The sequence below is a fragment of the Psychrobacter sp. SCQQ22 genome (genome assembly GCF_015864605.1).
Lineage (GTDB): Bacteria > Pseudomonadota > Gammaproteobacteria > Pseudomonadales > Moraxellaceae > Psychrobacter > Psychrobacter fozii.
The window spans coordinates 94,232-110,896 of the sequence record NZ_JADYWZ010000006.1 but is presented as its reverse complement, the minus strand read 5'-3'; the positions used below and the strand labels follow the sequence as shown (position 1 = coordinate 110,896).

The 16,665-nt window shown below is 43.0% G+C and carries 15 protein-coding genes and 2 riboswitches; of the genes, 10 read left to right on the top strand and 5 right to left on the bottom strand.

Annotated features, from left to right (window positions below; genetic code table 11):
• Positions 1–246: 246 nt before the first annotated feature.
• From I6E84_RS09430 to I6E84_RS09400, 7 genes are all read left to right on the top strand, one after another.
• Positions 247–1,479, top strand: coding sequence for an RtcB family protein (locus tag I6E84_RS09430; RefSeq protein WP_197217674.1), 1,233 nt, complete (start codon positions 247–249; stop codon positions 1,477–1,479).
• 71 nt (positions 1,480–1,550) lie between these two features.
• Positions 1,551–2,279 carry a hypothetical protein gene (locus tag I6E84_RS09425; RefSeq protein WP_197217673.1) on the top strand — a complete coding sequence of 243 codons (729 nt, stop codon included), beginning with the start codon at positions 1,551–1,553 and terminating at the stop codon, positions 2,277–2,279.
• A gap of 10 nt (positions 2,280–2,289) precedes the next feature.
• Positions 2,290–2,748: a DIP1984 family protein gene (locus I6E84_RS09420; protein ID WP_197217672.1), complete on the top strand. Its 459-nt coding sequence runs from the start codon at positions 2,290–2,292 to the stop codon at positions 2,746–2,748.
• 461 nt (positions 2,749–3,209) lie between these two features.
• Entirely contained in the window at positions 3,210–3,434 is a 225-nt protein-coding gene (locus I6E84_RS09415) for a hypothetical protein (protein WP_197217671.1), read from the top strand.
• Between the two features lie 190 nt (positions 3,435–3,624).
• Complete coding sequence (gene rtcA / locus I6E84_RS09410) at positions 3,625–4,749, top strand: RNA 3'-terminal phosphate cyclase (RefSeq protein ID WP_197217670.1); 1,125 nt, start codon at positions 3,625–3,627, stop codon at positions 4,747–4,749.
• Between the two features lie 204 nt (positions 4,750–4,953).
• Complete coding sequence (locus I6E84_RS09405) at positions 4,954–6,768, top strand: FMN-binding glutamate synthase family protein (protein ID WP_197217668.1); 1,815 nt, start codon at positions 4,954–4,956, stop codon at positions 6,766–6,768.
• 72 nt (positions 6,769–6,840) lie between these two features.
• Entirely contained in the window at positions 6,841–7,656 is an 816-nt protein-coding gene (locus tag I6E84_RS09400) for a phosphodiester glycosidase family protein (protein ID WP_197217666.1), read from the top strand.
• A gap of 242 nt (positions 7,657–7,898) precedes the next feature.
• Here the strand turns inward: I6E84_RS09400 and I6E84_RS09395 are convergent, their stop codons facing one another.
• From I6E84_RS09395 to I6E84_RS09375, 5 genes are all read right to left on the bottom strand, one after another.
• Entirely contained in the window at positions 7,899–9,095 is a 1,197-nt protein-coding gene (locus I6E84_RS09395) for a globin domain-containing protein (RefSeq protein ID WP_197217664.1), read from the bottom strand.
• A 353-nt stretch (positions 9,096–9,448) separates the two neighbouring features.
• The gene (locus tag I6E84_RS09390) at positions 9,449–10,672 is read right to left on the bottom strand and encodes a vWA domain-containing protein (RefSeq protein ID WP_197217662.1); all 1,224 of its coding nucleotides are present in this window, start codon (positions 10,670–10,672) and stop codon (positions 9,449–9,451) included.
• A gap of 105 nt (positions 10,673–10,777) precedes the next feature.
• Entirely contained in the window at positions 10,778–11,641 is an 864-nt protein-coding gene (locus I6E84_RS09385) for an AAA family ATPase (protein WP_197217660.1), read from the bottom strand.
• A 356-nt stretch (positions 11,642–11,997) separates the two neighbouring features.
• On the bottom strand, positions 11,998–12,642 hold the full coding sequence (locus tag I6E84_RS09380; protein ID WP_197217658.1) for a hypothetical protein: 645 nt from the start codon (positions 12,640–12,642) through the stop codon (positions 11,998–12,000).
• A 259-nt stretch (positions 12,643–12,901) separates the two neighbouring features.
• Positions 12,902–13,222 (bottom strand): YcgL domain-containing protein, encoded by a 321-nt coding sequence (locus tag I6E84_RS09375; protein WP_110922710.1) that lies wholly within the window; start codon positions 13,220–13,222, stop codon positions 12,902–12,904.
• Between the two features lie 237 nt (positions 13,223–13,459).
• Positions 13,460–13,599, top strand: a riboswitch (glycine riboswitch).
• Between the two features lie 53 nt (positions 13,600–13,652).
• A riboswitch (glycine riboswitch) is annotated at positions 13,653–13,800 on the top strand.
• A 169-nt stretch (positions 13,801–13,969) separates the two neighbouring features.
• Between I6E84_RS09375 and gcvT the strand changes: the two genes are divergently transcribed.
• The 3 genes from gcvT (at position 13,970) to I6E84_RS09360 (ending at position 16,648) form a co-directional block, all read left to right on the top strand.
• Positions 13,970–15,148, top strand: coding sequence for a glycine cleavage system aminomethyltransferase GcvT (gene gcvT, locus I6E84_RS09370; RefSeq protein ID WP_197217656.1), 1,179 nt, complete (start codon positions 13,970–13,972; stop codon positions 15,146–15,148).
• Positions 15,149–15,246: 98 nt separating this feature from the next.
• A complete protein-coding gene (gene gcvH / locus I6E84_RS09365) occupies positions 15,247–15,627 on the top strand; it encodes a glycine cleavage system protein GcvH (RefSeq protein ID WP_110922708.1) in 381 nt (126 codons plus the stop codon).
• 262 nt (positions 15,628–15,889) lie between these two features.
• Positions 15,890–16,648, top strand: a complete 759-nt coding sequence (locus tag I6E84_RS09360) for a nitroreductase family protein (protein ID WP_197217654.1) — start codon at positions 15,890–15,892, stop codon at positions 16,646–16,648.
• Positions 16,649–16,665 lie beyond the last annotated feature (17 nt).

The window sequence follows — 16,665 nt, the reverse complement described above, 5'->3', positions numbered from 1 at the left end:
TTAGTATGAGCGTTATAAGATAAAAATATCGATATATAGAATAAATACTATACTAATAGAATATTTTATATATATAATTTTCACGATCCTATTTTTTAATCGTGGAATCTAAATAATTTAAATTAATAATATCAAACACTTATAAATAATTTTAGATATTATGAAAAATTGGCACGCCCTTAGCATTATATAAAGTAAGAATTATCTTCAATAATGAACAAACTTTGCAACGCTAAGGAATACAACATGCAACCAACCACTCATAACATCATTCAAGACGGTGGAACACCTATCAGACTTTGGACCAAAGGCGTGCCTGTCGATCCAAAAGCACACGACCAATTGATCAAAGCATCAAAAATGCCGTTTGTATATAAATGGCTTGCGGTGATGCCCGATGTGCATGTCGGTATTGGCGCGACTATCGGTACGGTATTGCCCACCAAAGAAGCGATTATTCCGGCTGCCGTTGGTGTCGATATTGGCTGCGGAATGATGGCGGTACAAACCACCCTAACCGCAAACGATTTGCCAGATAACTTGCTTGGTCTGCGTACCGAGCTGGAAAAAGCGATTCCGCATGGTCGTAGTAAAACACGTGGTCGCGGTTCTCGTCGTGATGTCGGTGCGTGGGCAAACCCTGACGACACGGTAATGAACGGTTGGAGAACGCTGGTTGATGACTTTAATTATATAACCCAAAAGCACCCTCGCCTAAAAAACACCAATAACCTTAACCATTTGGGTACGCTGGGTACAGGCAACCATTTCGTCGAGGTGTGCCTTGATGAAACCAACCAAGTTTGGATCATGCTGCACTCAGGCTCACGCGGTGTGGGTAATGCCATTGGTCGCTACTTTATTGAGCTGGCACGTGAGGACATGCGCAAGTGGTTTATCAACTTGCCTGATAAAGATTTGGCCTACTTTGCCGAGGGTACAGAGCATTTCGATGACTATTGGTTTGCCGTTGGTTGGGCGCAGCGCTTTGCCTTTAAAAACCGCGAAATCATGATGGAAAAAACCATCAAAGCGCTGCGCCAAATCATACCTAAGCCGTTTGATGCTGCCGTAAAAGCGGTGAACTGTCACCATAACTATGTAGAAAAAGAGCAACATTATGGCGAAGAAGTGTTTGTGACCCGCAAAGGCGCGGTACGTGCCCGCGTTGGTGAATACGGAATCATTCCAGGGTCAATGGGTGCCAAATCATTCATCGTGCGCGGTAAAGGAAACGAAGAGTCGTTTTGCTCTTGCTCGCATGGCGCAGGTCGTATCATGTCACGTACCGAGGCGAAAAAGGTATTTACGGTCGCCGATCAAATCGCGCAGACTGCGGGCGTAGAATGTCGAAAAGACGCAGATGTGATTGATGAAATTCCAGCGGCTTATAAAAATATTGATGACGTGATGCAAGCACAAAGTGATTTGGTGGAAGTGGTACACACACTGCGTCAGGTGGTTTGTGTTAAAGGCTAAACCAGAATATTTAAAAAAATCAGTTAATTATAGTACTTTGACCTATATTAATTCAAAAAATAAGGCTAAATATGATTCCTCAGACATTTATTGAAATAGCAGGTGATATTCTAGGTAGCACTGAGAAAGGCTTATCAGGCTCTAAAATTGCTAGTTTATTTGCAGCATACGCAGTTGACTATAACGTTGATATTCCCTATCCAAGTTATTCCTTTCCAGCATCAGTACCTAATAAAAGGCATGCTTTAAAGAAAAACTTAAGCTCATTTGATCCGAAACAACAATTTAAAATTATAAAAGAACTTTGCGAGCATTCGGAACTCAAAGACTTACCTGAAGTTAAAGATCTCAAAATAAAGCTATTAACACGCTTCAAGAGCTTGAATATCGACATAGATACAGTTAATGAAATCCTAGTAGATGAAACTAGATTTTGGTTAGATGGTTATACTAAGTCTTTAGAGCAATATAATAATGCTCTAGAAAAGTATAAAGGAAATATATTTGAAAGGAACTTATTAGACGATCTGCGACTATCGTTAGAATTATTAGTCAAAGACATACTAGAAAACTCAAAATCTCTAGAGAATCAGTTTAGCGATATTGGTTTTTTTATTAAGAATAATAATGGCTCTAAAGAGCTAGCCAATATGTTTGTAAAATTAGTTGAATACTTTACTAAATATCAAAACGAGTACGTCAAACATGATTCTCAAGTTATCGAAGAGGAAGTTGAATTTATTCTTGAGATAACCTCTTCATTTATGAAGCATTTCATTAGAATGAAAAATCGGAATTAAGGACTAAGCCATGAAACTCGCAGAAGCCCTGCTTATCCGTAGCGATATGCAAAAGAAGCTGGCTCAGCTTAAGGGTCGTATCAACGCCAATATTAAAGTCCAAGAAGGCGATACGCCATCTGAGGATCCAAACACATTGATGATTGATGCCAGCCAAACCATCGCTGAGCTGTCAAACCTGATTGAACGCATTCACCGTACCAATGCAATTGCTCAAACGGATAAAGGTCAATCGATGCTAACGCTGCTGGTAGAGCGCGATACCTTAGAGATGCGCCATAAGCTATTGGTCGATGCCATAGCAGCCACGCATACCGAAACAGACCGTTATAGCCATCGTGAGATTAAATATAATGTAATGGTGTCGGTCGCTAGTTTACAGAAGCAAGCGGATGATATTGCCATGAAACTGCGTCAAATCAATATTGTCATTCAGTCCAATAACTGGCAAATAGACTTAGCAGAGTAGTTTCTTTTAAATCACTACTTTTAAATCACCATTTTTATAGTGAAATGACTATAGAACACCCTTTTGGAACCGACTGGGCGAGTGTTAAGACCCCGCACTCCACAACAGGGGGTTGAACAAATACTGCAGTGGCTACTTGGCGTTGCGGGCAAACGTCTTTTTTTACTACTGATGCCTCGTACCTGTCACTTATCACACAGCACTATTTAGACCTCATCACCAGACACTGACAGTCGGTTTCAATCTTATTTTTAAAGCCATTGATCATAAGAAATGTGAAAATGTTGACTAAAACTCATCTTCACTACGCATAATCGTTATCTAAAAAGGGCGACTTTAATACCCCTAAACGAATATAGATGCGGTAAACTAAAGTGTGCGTGGTATGTGACCACAGCGCAGTTTTATAATCACTTTCACATTGAAGCATTTGATAATTACTTTTATATGAGGCAACACCCATGATGAACATGAACGATATGTTAGGCGCTGTAACAGGCGGTGATAACGATGAAAATGGCCTATCAGGCTTGATCGACAGCGCAAAAAACATCAGCAGCGAAGACATACAAAGATACCAAAGCATGTCAAAAGCTGAGCTATTAGATGAAATCAAAAACTCTGAGCACAGCGCTGCTGTTGTGACGTTTATCAAAGGTCTATTAGCGAAAAAATTCAACAGCTAAACGTTGATATCCAAAGCCAAACCTTAATAGATAGATTGATAGATGAACAGAGCCTAAAAAATATGCGTCATACCGTATTTTTTAGGCTCTTTTATTTGATAGTAATTGATAGTGAATTAAGCACGCACGATAAAACAATCACATCCCGCTTTACGAAAAATTAAACTTTGAGAGTGTACCAATGAGCTTTATGTCCAACCAAAGCGCCAGTAATGCCAGTGCCCATACTGCGAGCACCAAGCGTGCGACCCTAAAAATAGATGGCAGCACTGGCGAAGGTGGCGGACAAATCATTCGTACCGCTCTCTCATTATCGATGCTGACAGGCATACCCATTGAAATGACCAATATCCGCGCTGGGCGAGCCAAATCAGGATTAATGCGGCAGCACTTGATGTGCGTGCAAGCGTCACAACAGATATCGAACGCTAGCGTATCAGGCGCAGCGTTAGGCAGCACATCGTTTCGCTTTGCGCCGAGTGCGATTCGATCAGGTGATTACCATTTTGATATTGGCTCGGCTGGCAGTACCAGTTTGGTGCTACAAACGCTACTCCCTGCTCTACTGTTTTCTAGTACAGATCAAAGTACCCACTCAACAGTGAGCATAAAAGGCGGTACGCATAATCCATTAGCACCAACCACGGACTTTTTGCAGCAGGCATTTGTTCCTGCATTGGCGAAACTAGGCATGCACGTTAATATTGAATGTGTGCAAGCAGGCTTTGCGCCCATCGGTGGCGGCGTGATTAAAGCAACCATTACCCCGTTTATGCGCCGTGCTGATGCCAAGCCACTACGCCTAACCGAACGTGGAGCGCTGACAAATATCGCATTAGTAGCCAGCGTCCTAAATTTGGAATATGACATTGGCAAACGCGAGCTTGCCAGCGCTAAATCCGTACTGCTTGAAAGCGGAGTGGATGACTCACTTATTACTACTAGAGCCAATAAGCTAGACGGTATCGGTGAAGGCAATACGTGCTATGCACAGGTTACTCATGAATGTGGCGATCATCTACATCACGAAATATTTACGCTACTGGGCGAAAAACGCACGTCAGCTGAGAAAATAGGCAATCGACTAGCAGGCTTGGTTAAACGTTATCTCTTTAAAACCAATGCGCTGGTTGATGAGTACTTAACAGACCAGTTGCTATTGCCACTGGCATTATCTGGTGGTGGCGAGTTTACCGCTCGAGTCATCAGCCAACATACCGAAACCCAAGCATGGTTAATTGAACAGTTTTTGCCCGTTGACATTAAGTTTGAGGCGATTGATGAGCAGAAAACTTTGGTACGAGTGATTTGTTGAGAAAGTCATGGCACAATCATACCTTACTCAATTATCGCTAAGCCGTGATATCATAACCGTACAATATGCGCGTTAATTATAAGTTAAGATAAATATTATTTGCTCTCAACATCATACGTATTGATGCTTGAGACATATTCTTTTTATCTGTTATATATAATTACCGCGTTTTTTAATTTCCATGTTTTATTACCGAGCCTCGCTATGCCCCAATCTCGTACCAATCTAAATCCCGAACCAAAAAGTAATTCGCCCTATTTAATCGGTGTACTGTTGCGCTACAGCACCTTTGCCGCAGCCGTTTTTCTGTTTTTAGCAGGGTTATTATTGCTGAACTGGTGGCTGATTCTCATTGGTGGATTTGGGGTAGCTTTGGGCATTTACGATGTCATTCAATCCAAGCATGCCATCTTAAATAACTACCCTATCGCAGGTCATGTCCGCTATGTGTTGGAAGACTTTCGCCCTGAGATTCGTCAATACTTGCTCGAGGATGATAAAGAACAAGTACCGTTTTCGCGCCAGCAGCGTGCTTTGGTCTATCAGCGTGCTAAGAACGTCAGTGATACCAATGCGTTTGGTACGCTAGATGACCTATATGCGCATGGCAAAGAGTGGTTTTTACAATCAGCGGTCAGCCAACCTCTAGAGAATAAAGACTTTAAAATCATGGTTGGTGGTGAACGTTGTCAGCAGCCGCATGAGATGTCGGTATTCAATATCTCAGCGATGAGCTTTGGTAGCTTGTCTGCCAACGCTATTATGGCACTCAATCAAGGTGCTAAAATAGGCGGCTTTACGCATGACACAGGTGAAGGTGCTATCAGCCCTCATCATCGTAAGTTCGGTGGCGATTTGATTTGGGAATTGGGTACGGGTTATTTCGGTTGCCGCGATGCCAATGGCGATTTTGATGCACAGTCTTTTGCAGAAAAAGCCGTTGATCCGCAAGTCAAAATGATCGAGATAAAGCTATCGCAAGGCGCTAAGCCGGGTAAAGGCGGCGTGCTACCAGCGGAGAAAATCACCCAAGAGATTGCTGACACGCGTCAAGTACCGCTTGGTCAAGATTGCATTTCACCCTCTTCACATACCGCTTTTAGTACCCCGCGTGAGCTCGTGGCGTTTTGGCAGCAGTTACGTGAACTATCTGGTGGCAAACCTGTTGGCTTCAAACTTTGTATTGGTCAGCCATGGCAGTTTATGGCGATTGTCAAAGCCATGATTGAGATGGATAACTATCCTGATTTTATCGTCATTGATGGTGCTGAGGGTGGTACAGGTGCGGCACCTGTCGAGTTTATGGACAATGTCGGTATGCCAATGGTTGATGGGTTTTTGTTGGTTCATAACACCTTAGTTGGCGCAGGTATTCGTGACAAGGTTAGACTAGGCGTAAGTGGCAAAATCGTCTCTGGCTTTGATATTGCTCGTATGATTGCCTTGGGTGCAGACTGGTGTAACTCGGCACGTGGCTTTATGTTTGCCGTCGGTTGTATCCAGTCGCGCTCTTGTCATACCAACACTTGCCCGACCGGTGTAGCGACTCAAGATCCTTATCGCCAAAAAGCGCTTGATGTCCCAAGTAAAGCCGAGCGCGTTGCAAGCTTCCATAAGAATACGCTAAAATCACTTGCTAGTATCGTAGGCGCAGTCGGTTTACAGCATCCAAGCCAGCTACAGCCTTACCATATTGCGCGTCGTTTAGAAGATGGACAAATCAAACTGTTATCGAAGTTCTTTTATTTCACCGATAGAGGTGCATTACTTGATCAAAGTGCCCGTGCAGACGTGTTTAATCAGATGTGGGTGATGTCGACAGCGGATAGCTTCCTTGCCGATAATGACGCATTGATTGCCTACAATAAGGACTCGCGAGATACAGGCAAACAAACGCAAGCGCCAACTTTAAAAGCGGGCGATCAAGCAACAAACGATCAAGCAAACAATAATACTACTGGTATCATGATGGGCAATGTCAATAATACCTTTCGCGACTTTCCACCTAACAGTGAGTAAGCATTAGCGATTCATCATCGGTGAGCCATGACCACTGATATCTCTTTCCTTATGATAAAAGACCCATAATTAATGCCAAGTTTTTCTCATACTTTACCTTTATGCACAGTCGCCCTGCTCTCATTTAGTATCAGCGCTTGCCAGCCGATAGATACTACTGCCACTCATAGCGACACAGAAAACTGGTCGTGCCAGTCTCAGGATGCCCCTTTTTCTTATAGTGCCTGTCGTATTAAAGCGGAAGCATTGATTGATGGCCGTTACTCATTAAAGTTGTTTTGGCAACAGTCTGAGAGTGATCAGCCCTTGCTAACTTTTGATAATTTGATGTCGACATTACCAAGCAATCAAGCGCTTAGCTTTGCCATGAATGCGGGTATGTACAATAAAGACTATGCACCGATTGGCTACACCATCATTGAAGGTAAAGAAGTTCGTGCATTAAACCTCAACGAAGGCGGCGGTAATTTTCACCTGCTACCCAATGGGGTCATGTGGTGGGATAAGTCTGGGAAGGTACAGATTACAGGAAGTAATGCCTTAAATGAGTTACTTACAGAGGATAAAGCGCAGCCTTGGTATGCCACCCAATCAGGCCCTATGCTGGTCATCAATAATGAGATACATCCACAGTTCAAACCTGATAGCACCTCACTTAAGATTCGTAATGGTGCAGGCGTGTGTGATGATGGCAGCATACAGTTTGTGAATAGCGATGAACCCGTCACGTTTTATCAATTTGCATCCCTATTTAAAGACAACTTAAGCTGCCCGAATGCACTGTTTTTAGATGGCGGAATTGCATCGGCATTATATGCACCTAGCATTGATAAGCATGATAAAAAAGAGATGGGTGTGATGATTGGTGTGGTTGAAAATAAAGAGTAATACGCATCTACATTTCAATATTAATGCCCAACTCCTTACCTCTTCTCATATTACATTGCACAAAAAGCACTTAGCATGATTATTTCACGCTAAGTGCTTTTTTATAAACGTTTATTTTTAATATTATAGGCAAAGAACTCTAAAATGGGTACAAGACAGCCGACTGCAGATTGTACAAATAGTACATCTAAGGAAGGTAACGCCGTAACGGTTTAGTAGTTCACCGACTATATGTTAAAAACTTAACCACCCAAGCTCATTTTAGGGCCAAACGGTTCATAATGGACACTATCGACACCATGATCTAATCCCACTAACCCATCAATCATACTTTCCATAAATGGCATTGATCCACATACATAGATATCGGCAGGCTTAGGCAATGTTTCAAGCCATGCAGCATCTAATAGCTGTCCAGACTCAAAGTAAAAAATATGCTTTTCTACGCGCTCAGCCTGTTCAAGCAGTTCATTTACCTGAGCAGAAAAAGCATGATGTGTGGCATTTTGGCACGCATAAACCCAAACAATAGGTCGTTTCGGATTGGCCAGTACTTGTGCCTCTAGCATAGACAGCACAGGTGTTACCCCCACACCGGCACTCATCAATACCAACGGAATCTCATTTTGCTGTACCAAATCTTGATTAAGCGCGAAGTCACCAGCTGGAGCCGATAATAAAACCGTGTCACCCACTTCTAATTGGTCGTGCATATAGTTAGAGACCAAGCCATGATGCTCATTGCGGTTGTCACGTCGAACAGCGAACTGAATGCCTGTCTCGGTACTGGCAGAGTATAAAGAATAATGACGCAGCGCAATATGATCGCTGTCTGCTGGATCTGTTTTCACCGTAATATATTGACCAGCGGTTAACTTCAATTTACTCAGGTTAATATCTTGATTACTGTCTTCATTATCGTTCACTGGCACTACCGTAAAGGCTGCGATATCCGTAGCAGCCGCTACCTTTTCAGTCACTATAAAAGGCGCAAACCCTTGCCACATCGCCTCTTTATACATGCCATGTTCAATCTGAATAAATACCGAAGCGATCTCATCATAGGCTTCTGTCCAAGCGTTGATGATGTCATCAGTAGCCGCCTCTCCTAGCACTTCTTTTATCGCACCGATCAAATGCTTACCGACGATAGGATAATGCTCAGGCAAAATCTGTAACGCTCTATGTTTATGGCTAATCTGAGTCACTTGCGGCAATAGCGTGGCCAACTTATCCAAATGCTTGGCAGCGGCTAATACTGTTGTAGCCAGTGCGGTCTGTTGACGTCCTAGTTTTTGATTGGTCTCATTAAAAATATCTAACAGCTCAGGATGCTCATTAAACATGTTTCTATAAAATACGGTGGTAATCGCAACGCCATGTTCTTCAAGTACAGGAACGGTTGCTGTGACGATTTCTAATGTTTTTGGTGAAGCCATGTTGTTTCTCAGTGTGTGGTCGAATTGATATATTAAAAAACAGGAGATAAGAATCTTTAAGTAAATATCTTAAATAAGAACACTTATAAGATTCATTTAAAATGAATGTTATCATGTTTTACTCAGCATACCAATGCCGAATTGTCATATTGCTTATTTTTAAACAAAAAAAGCAGCCGTTATGTTGTCATAACGGCTGCTTTCATAAGGATTCAATCAGACTTAATAGATTTTATAAGTGATAGTCGATTCAATATAATTTGGATACAAGGAAGGCGAGTGAAAGTACTACAAGTAGTAGACTGACACCGTATCCAGTTGATAGAGGACTGACTATAGCATGAACGTCAAAACTATCGTGCTAAGTAACCGGTCATCTCTTCCACGCCATGCAAGGTCATGGGATACATCTTGTTATCCACGAGTTTTTTGATCTCAACGATGGTTTGAGTATATTGCCAATATGTAGGATTTTCCGGATTGAGCCAAGCGACTTTATCAAAATGATCCAGTACCCGTTTCAGCCATACGATACCCGCCTCATTATTCATATACTCAACGCTACCGCCCACCGTCATCAACTCATATGGCGACATCGATGCATCACCAACGAATATCACGCGATACTCTCGGCCATATTTATTGAGCAGCTCATAGGTTGGCATCGGTGCGCTATGGCGACGGTTATTATCTTTCCACACATAGTCATAAAGACAGTTGTGAAAATAAAAAAACTCTAAGGTTTTAAACTCATTTTTTGCCGCAGAGAATAGTTTTTCGAGCGCTTCGACATGAACATCCATACTGCCGCCCACATCAAACAGCATCAGCACTTTGACACGGTTTCGGCGTTCAGCCTGCATATGAATATCAAGCACGCCTTTCTTCGCGGTTCGCCTAATGGTCTCTTTGATATCAAGCTCATCGGCACTGCCAGTACGTGCAAACTGGCGCAGATTACGTAGCGCCATCTGAATTTGACGCGTACCAAGCTGACTATCGTCGTCTAGATTGCGATATTTACGCTGCTCCCAAACTTTGGCAGCACTGCGCTTACGAGATTCACCGCCGACCCGTACGCCTTCTGGATGATCGCCATAGGCACCAAATGGTGAAGTACCACCTGTGCCAACCCATTTGCTACCACCTTGATGACGTTCTTTTTGCTCTTTTAGACGCTCTTCTAACGCTTTCATTAACTCCTCTAGCGAGCCATACTTTTTGAGTAGTCGACGTTGCTCTTCTGTCAGATTTTTTGGGTCTAGTTTTAAATCCAGCCATTCTTTAGGAACGTCCGTCAGCTTGGCCAATAATTCATCCAGATCTAAACTGTCGACGCCTTCGAAATAATCCGCCATTGCCCGATCAAACTTATCAAAATGACGCTCGTCTTTGACCATGCACAGTCGAATCAGCCGATACATATCTTCGCGGCTAGCAAAAGTAGTCAGTGCTGGATCTTCAGGATGCGGCTGCATCATCAAACCCTGCTCAAGCGCAGCATTGAGATCAAGCAGTTCACGTGTACTGACTGGTACGCCGTAAGTACGCAAGGTATAAAACAGTTTTATGAACATAAGCTACGCATCACTTATTGGCTGATTGGGTTATGACTGAGCCTAGTGCTTATAAGCTCAAACCATGATAACAAGGCAGTTAAGTCGCCTTCTACTGCTGACAGGCTAGCGACGCATCATATTGGCAAAGCGCTGCAATAGACTCACATCGGCTTCATTTTTCAGTAACGCACCATATAGTGGCGGAATGGACTTTTCACCACGCAGGTTTTCTTCTAATTCTGCTTGTGCCATATCATCAGCAAGCAATAGCGTTAACCAATCGACCAATTCAGACGTTGATGGTGGCTTTTTGAGACCTTGAATACCACGCAGTTTATAGAAGATATCGAGCGCATCATTAACCAATTTTTCTTGAATATCAGGAAAATGCACTTCGATAATTTGGCGCATAGTTTCTTCTTCAGGGAAATCAATATAATGGAAGAAGCAACGACGCAAAAATGCATCTGGTAACTCTTTTTCATTGTTCGATGTAATAATCACCACTGGGCGCTGCGCTGCGGTAATGGTTTCGCCCGTTTCATACACATAAAACGACATCTTATCCAGCTCATGCAGCAAGTCATTTGGAAACTCGATATCGGCTTTGTCAATCTCATCAATCAGCAGCACACTGCGCTCTGTGCTGGTGAATGCATCCCACAGTTTGCCTGGCTTGATATAGTTGGCAATGTCATAGACCTTATCGTCACCCAATTGTGAATCACGTAAGCGTGATACTGCATCATACTCGTACAGACCTTGCTCAGCTTTAGTAGTCGATTTGACATGCCAAGTAATTAGGGGCATACCTAAACTCTCTGCCACCTCTTCTGCCAGTAGCGTCTTACCTGTACCCGGCTCACCTTTGATCAGCAGTGGCTTTTGTAGCGTCATTGCTGCATTTACCGCTAGCTGTAAATCATCAGTAGCAATATAACTACTGGTACCGGTAAAGCTTTTCTTAGTCTTGTCAGTCGTGGTCATAATCGAGTCTCAGTTATTGTTATACATTAAGGCTGTTAGGAGTCATCAAATTATTAAAAGTAATCGATGGAAAATAAATTATCATTTAGATTAGCACAGCCTTGTTCATTGCCAAAATACTCATGCGTTCGCGATTGCTAAGCTTCGCGATTAATAAACATAGTATGAACTTCTCATCACGCTAAATGCTTTCACTCGCCTTCCTTGTATCCAAATTATATTGAACCGACTATCTCTCTCAGGAGGGGTAAAAAATCTCAAAAAAAAAGACACGCAAGGTGTCTTTTTTATAAAGTCTTATTTTATTATTTCAGCGCTTTGAATTATTTATAAAGTACTTACTATTAACAACCGCTTTATAACTTATCAGATTTTTCTGCCTTGGAACTTTTAGTTAAGCTACTGTCTTTCTTTAAGCTGACATCTGTTTCGGCCTTAGCTGCTAAAGGCGTTTTACCAGACTGCGGAGTGACATCAGGTTGTTCAGTTAATGTATCACTTCCTGGCAAATAACTGCCTGTCGTCAACTGCATCGTCGCCTGCGTATCTTCTGCACTGCTTCTACGTGCTTTGTCTAAGCTCGATTCAAAAGCACCACGGATGAGTTGCCAAATAAAACCAACAAACAATCCCGCCACTAACACCACCAATATCGGCACCATGCCAGCTATCGCACCAGCAAAATCTTTCATCATAATAGAATAGACAACGTGAATACTAGCAGGTGCTAATACACTAGGGTCATTCAGAGCAGTGCCAGGTGCTAATAAAACAGCAAACAGTAACATCCAACTCATACCGCCCAGTGGTTTCGGTAGCATACGAGCGACCAACAACCATAATACCAATACGATAACGACACCGCCAAGGTAAGCATACATTGGTAAATCGGCAGGTGGCACGTCTTTGACCATCTGCCCCCACCAAATAGCAACCTCACCGAGAATATCACTGATGGCTTCTAACGGTAAGAGATGTACGATATTTTTTAACCAGTCCATACGCGTTTCACTATTTGCGTTTATAAATTGTGCGTCTTTTCGTTTTTGCAGGCAGACACTAGATACTGCCCTACTATAATCAGTAACAACGAATACATCATCGACATGCACACTTGATAGGCCGCTAGTTTATCACGACTCTCTACCAAAATGCATGTGACCAAATGTTTACTAAACGTTTTGTTGATTACTTTCTGAGGAGCTCGTCTCAAGGATTTGTCTAAAACAGCCTTGCAGCAAACGCCTTATAATAAAGACACTAGTCGTAAATATTATCTTGCGCTTCACGGGCCCGTAATTCTGCTTGGCGGCGCATGACATCTTGCGGCGGCATCTGCACAAAATATCCTTGTGACTCTAGCTTTGCCAATACTTCTGCTTTATCAACACGGGCCAGCGTTGGTGTGGCTGCCAAATCTAGATGCATAACAAACTTACTACGGCCTAAGCCTGCACGGAAATCTTTGGGCAAAACACCCAACCAATCCCTAATCTCATCGGTATCATCTGGATAATCAGGGCGAGCAATATAGACGTACATATCGTCATGTTTTGGAAATTTATAAATATCGCAATGCATAAAAACAACCTATCAGAAACTATCGCCATAGGTTAGCATATTTTGGGCGATTATCAGTAGTCGCTTTATGTTTTGGTGTCAGTATTCGCTCCACATTCACTGCAATCTGACAGACGTAAAAACCGTCTATTTATTGATAATTGTACTGATTGCCCTCTCGAACAGTCATTTTTGCCAAAATTATCCACTTTAATGTGGTTGATGGCTTGTAAAAATACGATTAACCTTTCATAATAAAAGCGTTTTTCAGGAGAGAGTCTGTAAGCATCTGCCTCGTATCAAACCGCATTGGTCATACGATGTCTATAATTGCTATACGACCACCGAAGGCGCATCTACCCTGCCAATCGCTCAGGTAAAAGGACTGAAAAAACACATGTCATTATTGTTTAGTTAAACGCCATCAAGCGTGCATAACTCAAACATTAGGCATAACAAATCTGGAGAGCGGTAAAACGGACGACGTTTTACCCACCGAAGGGGAGAAAATACGCTATCATCAATAGCAGGTTTAGATTAAAAACCACATAGTGATGATTCGTGTTGAAAATCTCAGGTCACAGGACAGATAGGGCTATTGCTTAAACCGACGTTCAGCGTCTGTTTGGTCTACAGTTTTCTATTTATTTTTTGTGCCACCCTTTGATGTAATACTTGCACCTTGCAATGTTGCTTCTCACTACTATGATAATGCGCATCCGTTTCTATACTTTTTGAGTATGACTGATGTACACATAAGGATTTGTTATGACCAATACTCAAGATAACCAAGCTCAAAATCAAGCGCCTCAACGCACTCCTCTATATCAGTCTCACGTCGATAGTGATGGCAAACTGGTGGATTTTTCTGGTTGGGAATTACCGATTCATTATGGCTCACAGATAGAAGAGCATGAAGCCGTTCGTACTGACGCAGGGATGTTTGACGTCTCACATATGGTCGTGGCTGATATCAAAGGCAGCGATGCAAAAGCATGGCTACAGAAACTGCTGGCCAACGATGTTGAGAAACTAAAAACTGTCGGTAAAGCCCTCTACTCTGGCATGCTAAATGAGCAAGGTGGCGTCATCGATGATTTGATCGTCTACCTAATGAATGAAGAAGCCACTGAATACCGTATCGTCTCTAATGCTGCCACTCGCGATAAAGACATGGCACAGTTCCATAAAGTCGCCGAAAGCTTTGACATTACCATCACTGAGCGCCCTGAGCTTGCGATGATTGCGGTTCAAGGTCCAAACGCCGTAGAAAAACTGGCACAGGCCAAACCTAGCTGGGCAGATACCTTAGCAGGACTCAAGCCTTTCGTTGGTGCAGACTTAACGGATATCGAAGGCACAGATTGGTTCGTCGCGCGTACTGGTTACACAGGTGAAGATGGTGTCGAAGTCATTATGCATGGCGATGATGCACCAGCGTTCTTTGAGCAATTAAAAGCCAATGGCATTAAACCTGCGGGCCTCGGTGCACGTGATACTTTGCGCATGGAAGCCGGCATGAACCTATATGGTCATGACATGGACGACTCCATCAGCCCTTATGAATGCAATATGGGTTGGACACTAGCGCTAAAAGATGAGCGTGACTTCGTCGGCCGCACTGCCATGGTTAGCAAACGTAAGCAGTCAAAAGAGGACAACACTGCAATGAAGCAAGTGGGTCTACTACTAACGACTCGCGGTGTATTGCGTGAAGGCATGACGGTGACCATCAATCAAGGCACAGACAATGAGCAGACTGGTATCATTACCAGTGGTACATTCTCCCCTAGCCTCAAAAACTCAATCGCGATTGCCCGTATTCCTGCCAGCGTATCAGACGATGACAACGTCCAAGTTGATCTACGCGGCAAAGGTAAGTTCGTTGATGTGCGCGTTCTTAAACTACCGTTTGTTCGTAATGGCAAGCAGCAGTTTGACTCATAGGCTTTATAAATTCTATTATTAGCCTCTATTAGCTTTAGCTTTACTATTCTTGCTTTACTATTCTTGTTAATTAACCTCTATCACGTAGGAGAGAGACCATGAGCAACATCCCAGCAGAACTAAAATACATTGCCAGCCACGAATGGTTACGCTTAGAAGACGACGGCACTATCACTGTTGGTATCACTGACCACGCTCAAGACCTACTGGGTGACGTGGTATTTGTTGAATTACCAGACGTCGGCGACATCATCGCTGTTGATGACGAAATCTCAGTGGTTGAATCAGTAAAAGCCGCTTCTGACGTTTATGCACCTATCTCAGGTGAAGTTGTGGAAATCAACGAAGCACTAGAAGATGATCCTGAAATAATCAACTCTGATCCATATGGTGAAGGTTGGTTCTTTAGAATGAAGCCTGACAACATCGCTGACTACGAAGCATTACTGACTGCTGATGAGTACGAAAACGAGCTGTAATATCAGCCCGATACTCTAATCTACTAGCAGCGCTAAGGTTAGAGGTCACTATTCATCATACCTTATTACATCGAAAACTCGAATAATGACAGATACTAGCAGCAGCTGGTATCTGTACGCTTTACTCTCAAAACCTGCATACTGTTTATTACTTCCAACCGCTATTTGATTTATTCGTATCAATCACTTGTCAGATGATATTGAAGAAGTGCACTCAATAATGACTCAAGTTGATCATTCAATCCCCAGCATGGATCCTAATATGAGCACCAACACTGACCTTAAAGACAACATTGCAACGCCTACTCATACACCGCAGCTACAAGCGTTTCGCGACGTGGTTGAATCACGCCGTTCTGTTCGTCGTTTTACGGACACGCCCATACCTGATGATGTATTAGCAGACTGTTTGCGTTTGGCCATGTTGGCGCCGAATTCTAGCAATCTACAGCCGTGGGAATTCTATGTCATCGATGATGTTGATAATCGCAAACGTGCGGTGAAGAACTGCATGAATCAAAACGCGGCAAAAACATCAGCACGCCTGATCGCGGTCGTTGCTCGTACTGATATCTGGCAAAGTCATGCTCAGCAAATCCTACGTGAATACCCTGACAAGCCTGTACCAAAAAAGGTCAAAGACTACTATACCAAAGTCGTCGCACTGGATTTTTTACGGGGTCCAGTTAATGTGGTATCAGCGGCTAAATGGGGCGCGACTCAAGTGGTCAGACGCTTAAAAGGTCCGATTAAATCGCCTTATTATACCTTTGAAGACACCAAAAACTGGGCAACCAACAACACCTCGCTCGCTGCGGAAAACCTAATGCTAGCATTACGAGCACATGGCTTTGACAGCTGTGCGATGGGCGGCTTTGATGAGCCTGCTATGAAGCAACTATTAGGTTTAAACAACGATCAACATATCATTATGATGATTGGTGCTGGCGAGCGTGCTGACAATGGTATCTATGACACCCAGTACCGCTTTGATCAAGATCAGTTTGTGCACTATGTCTAATGCACCATGCCGTTATT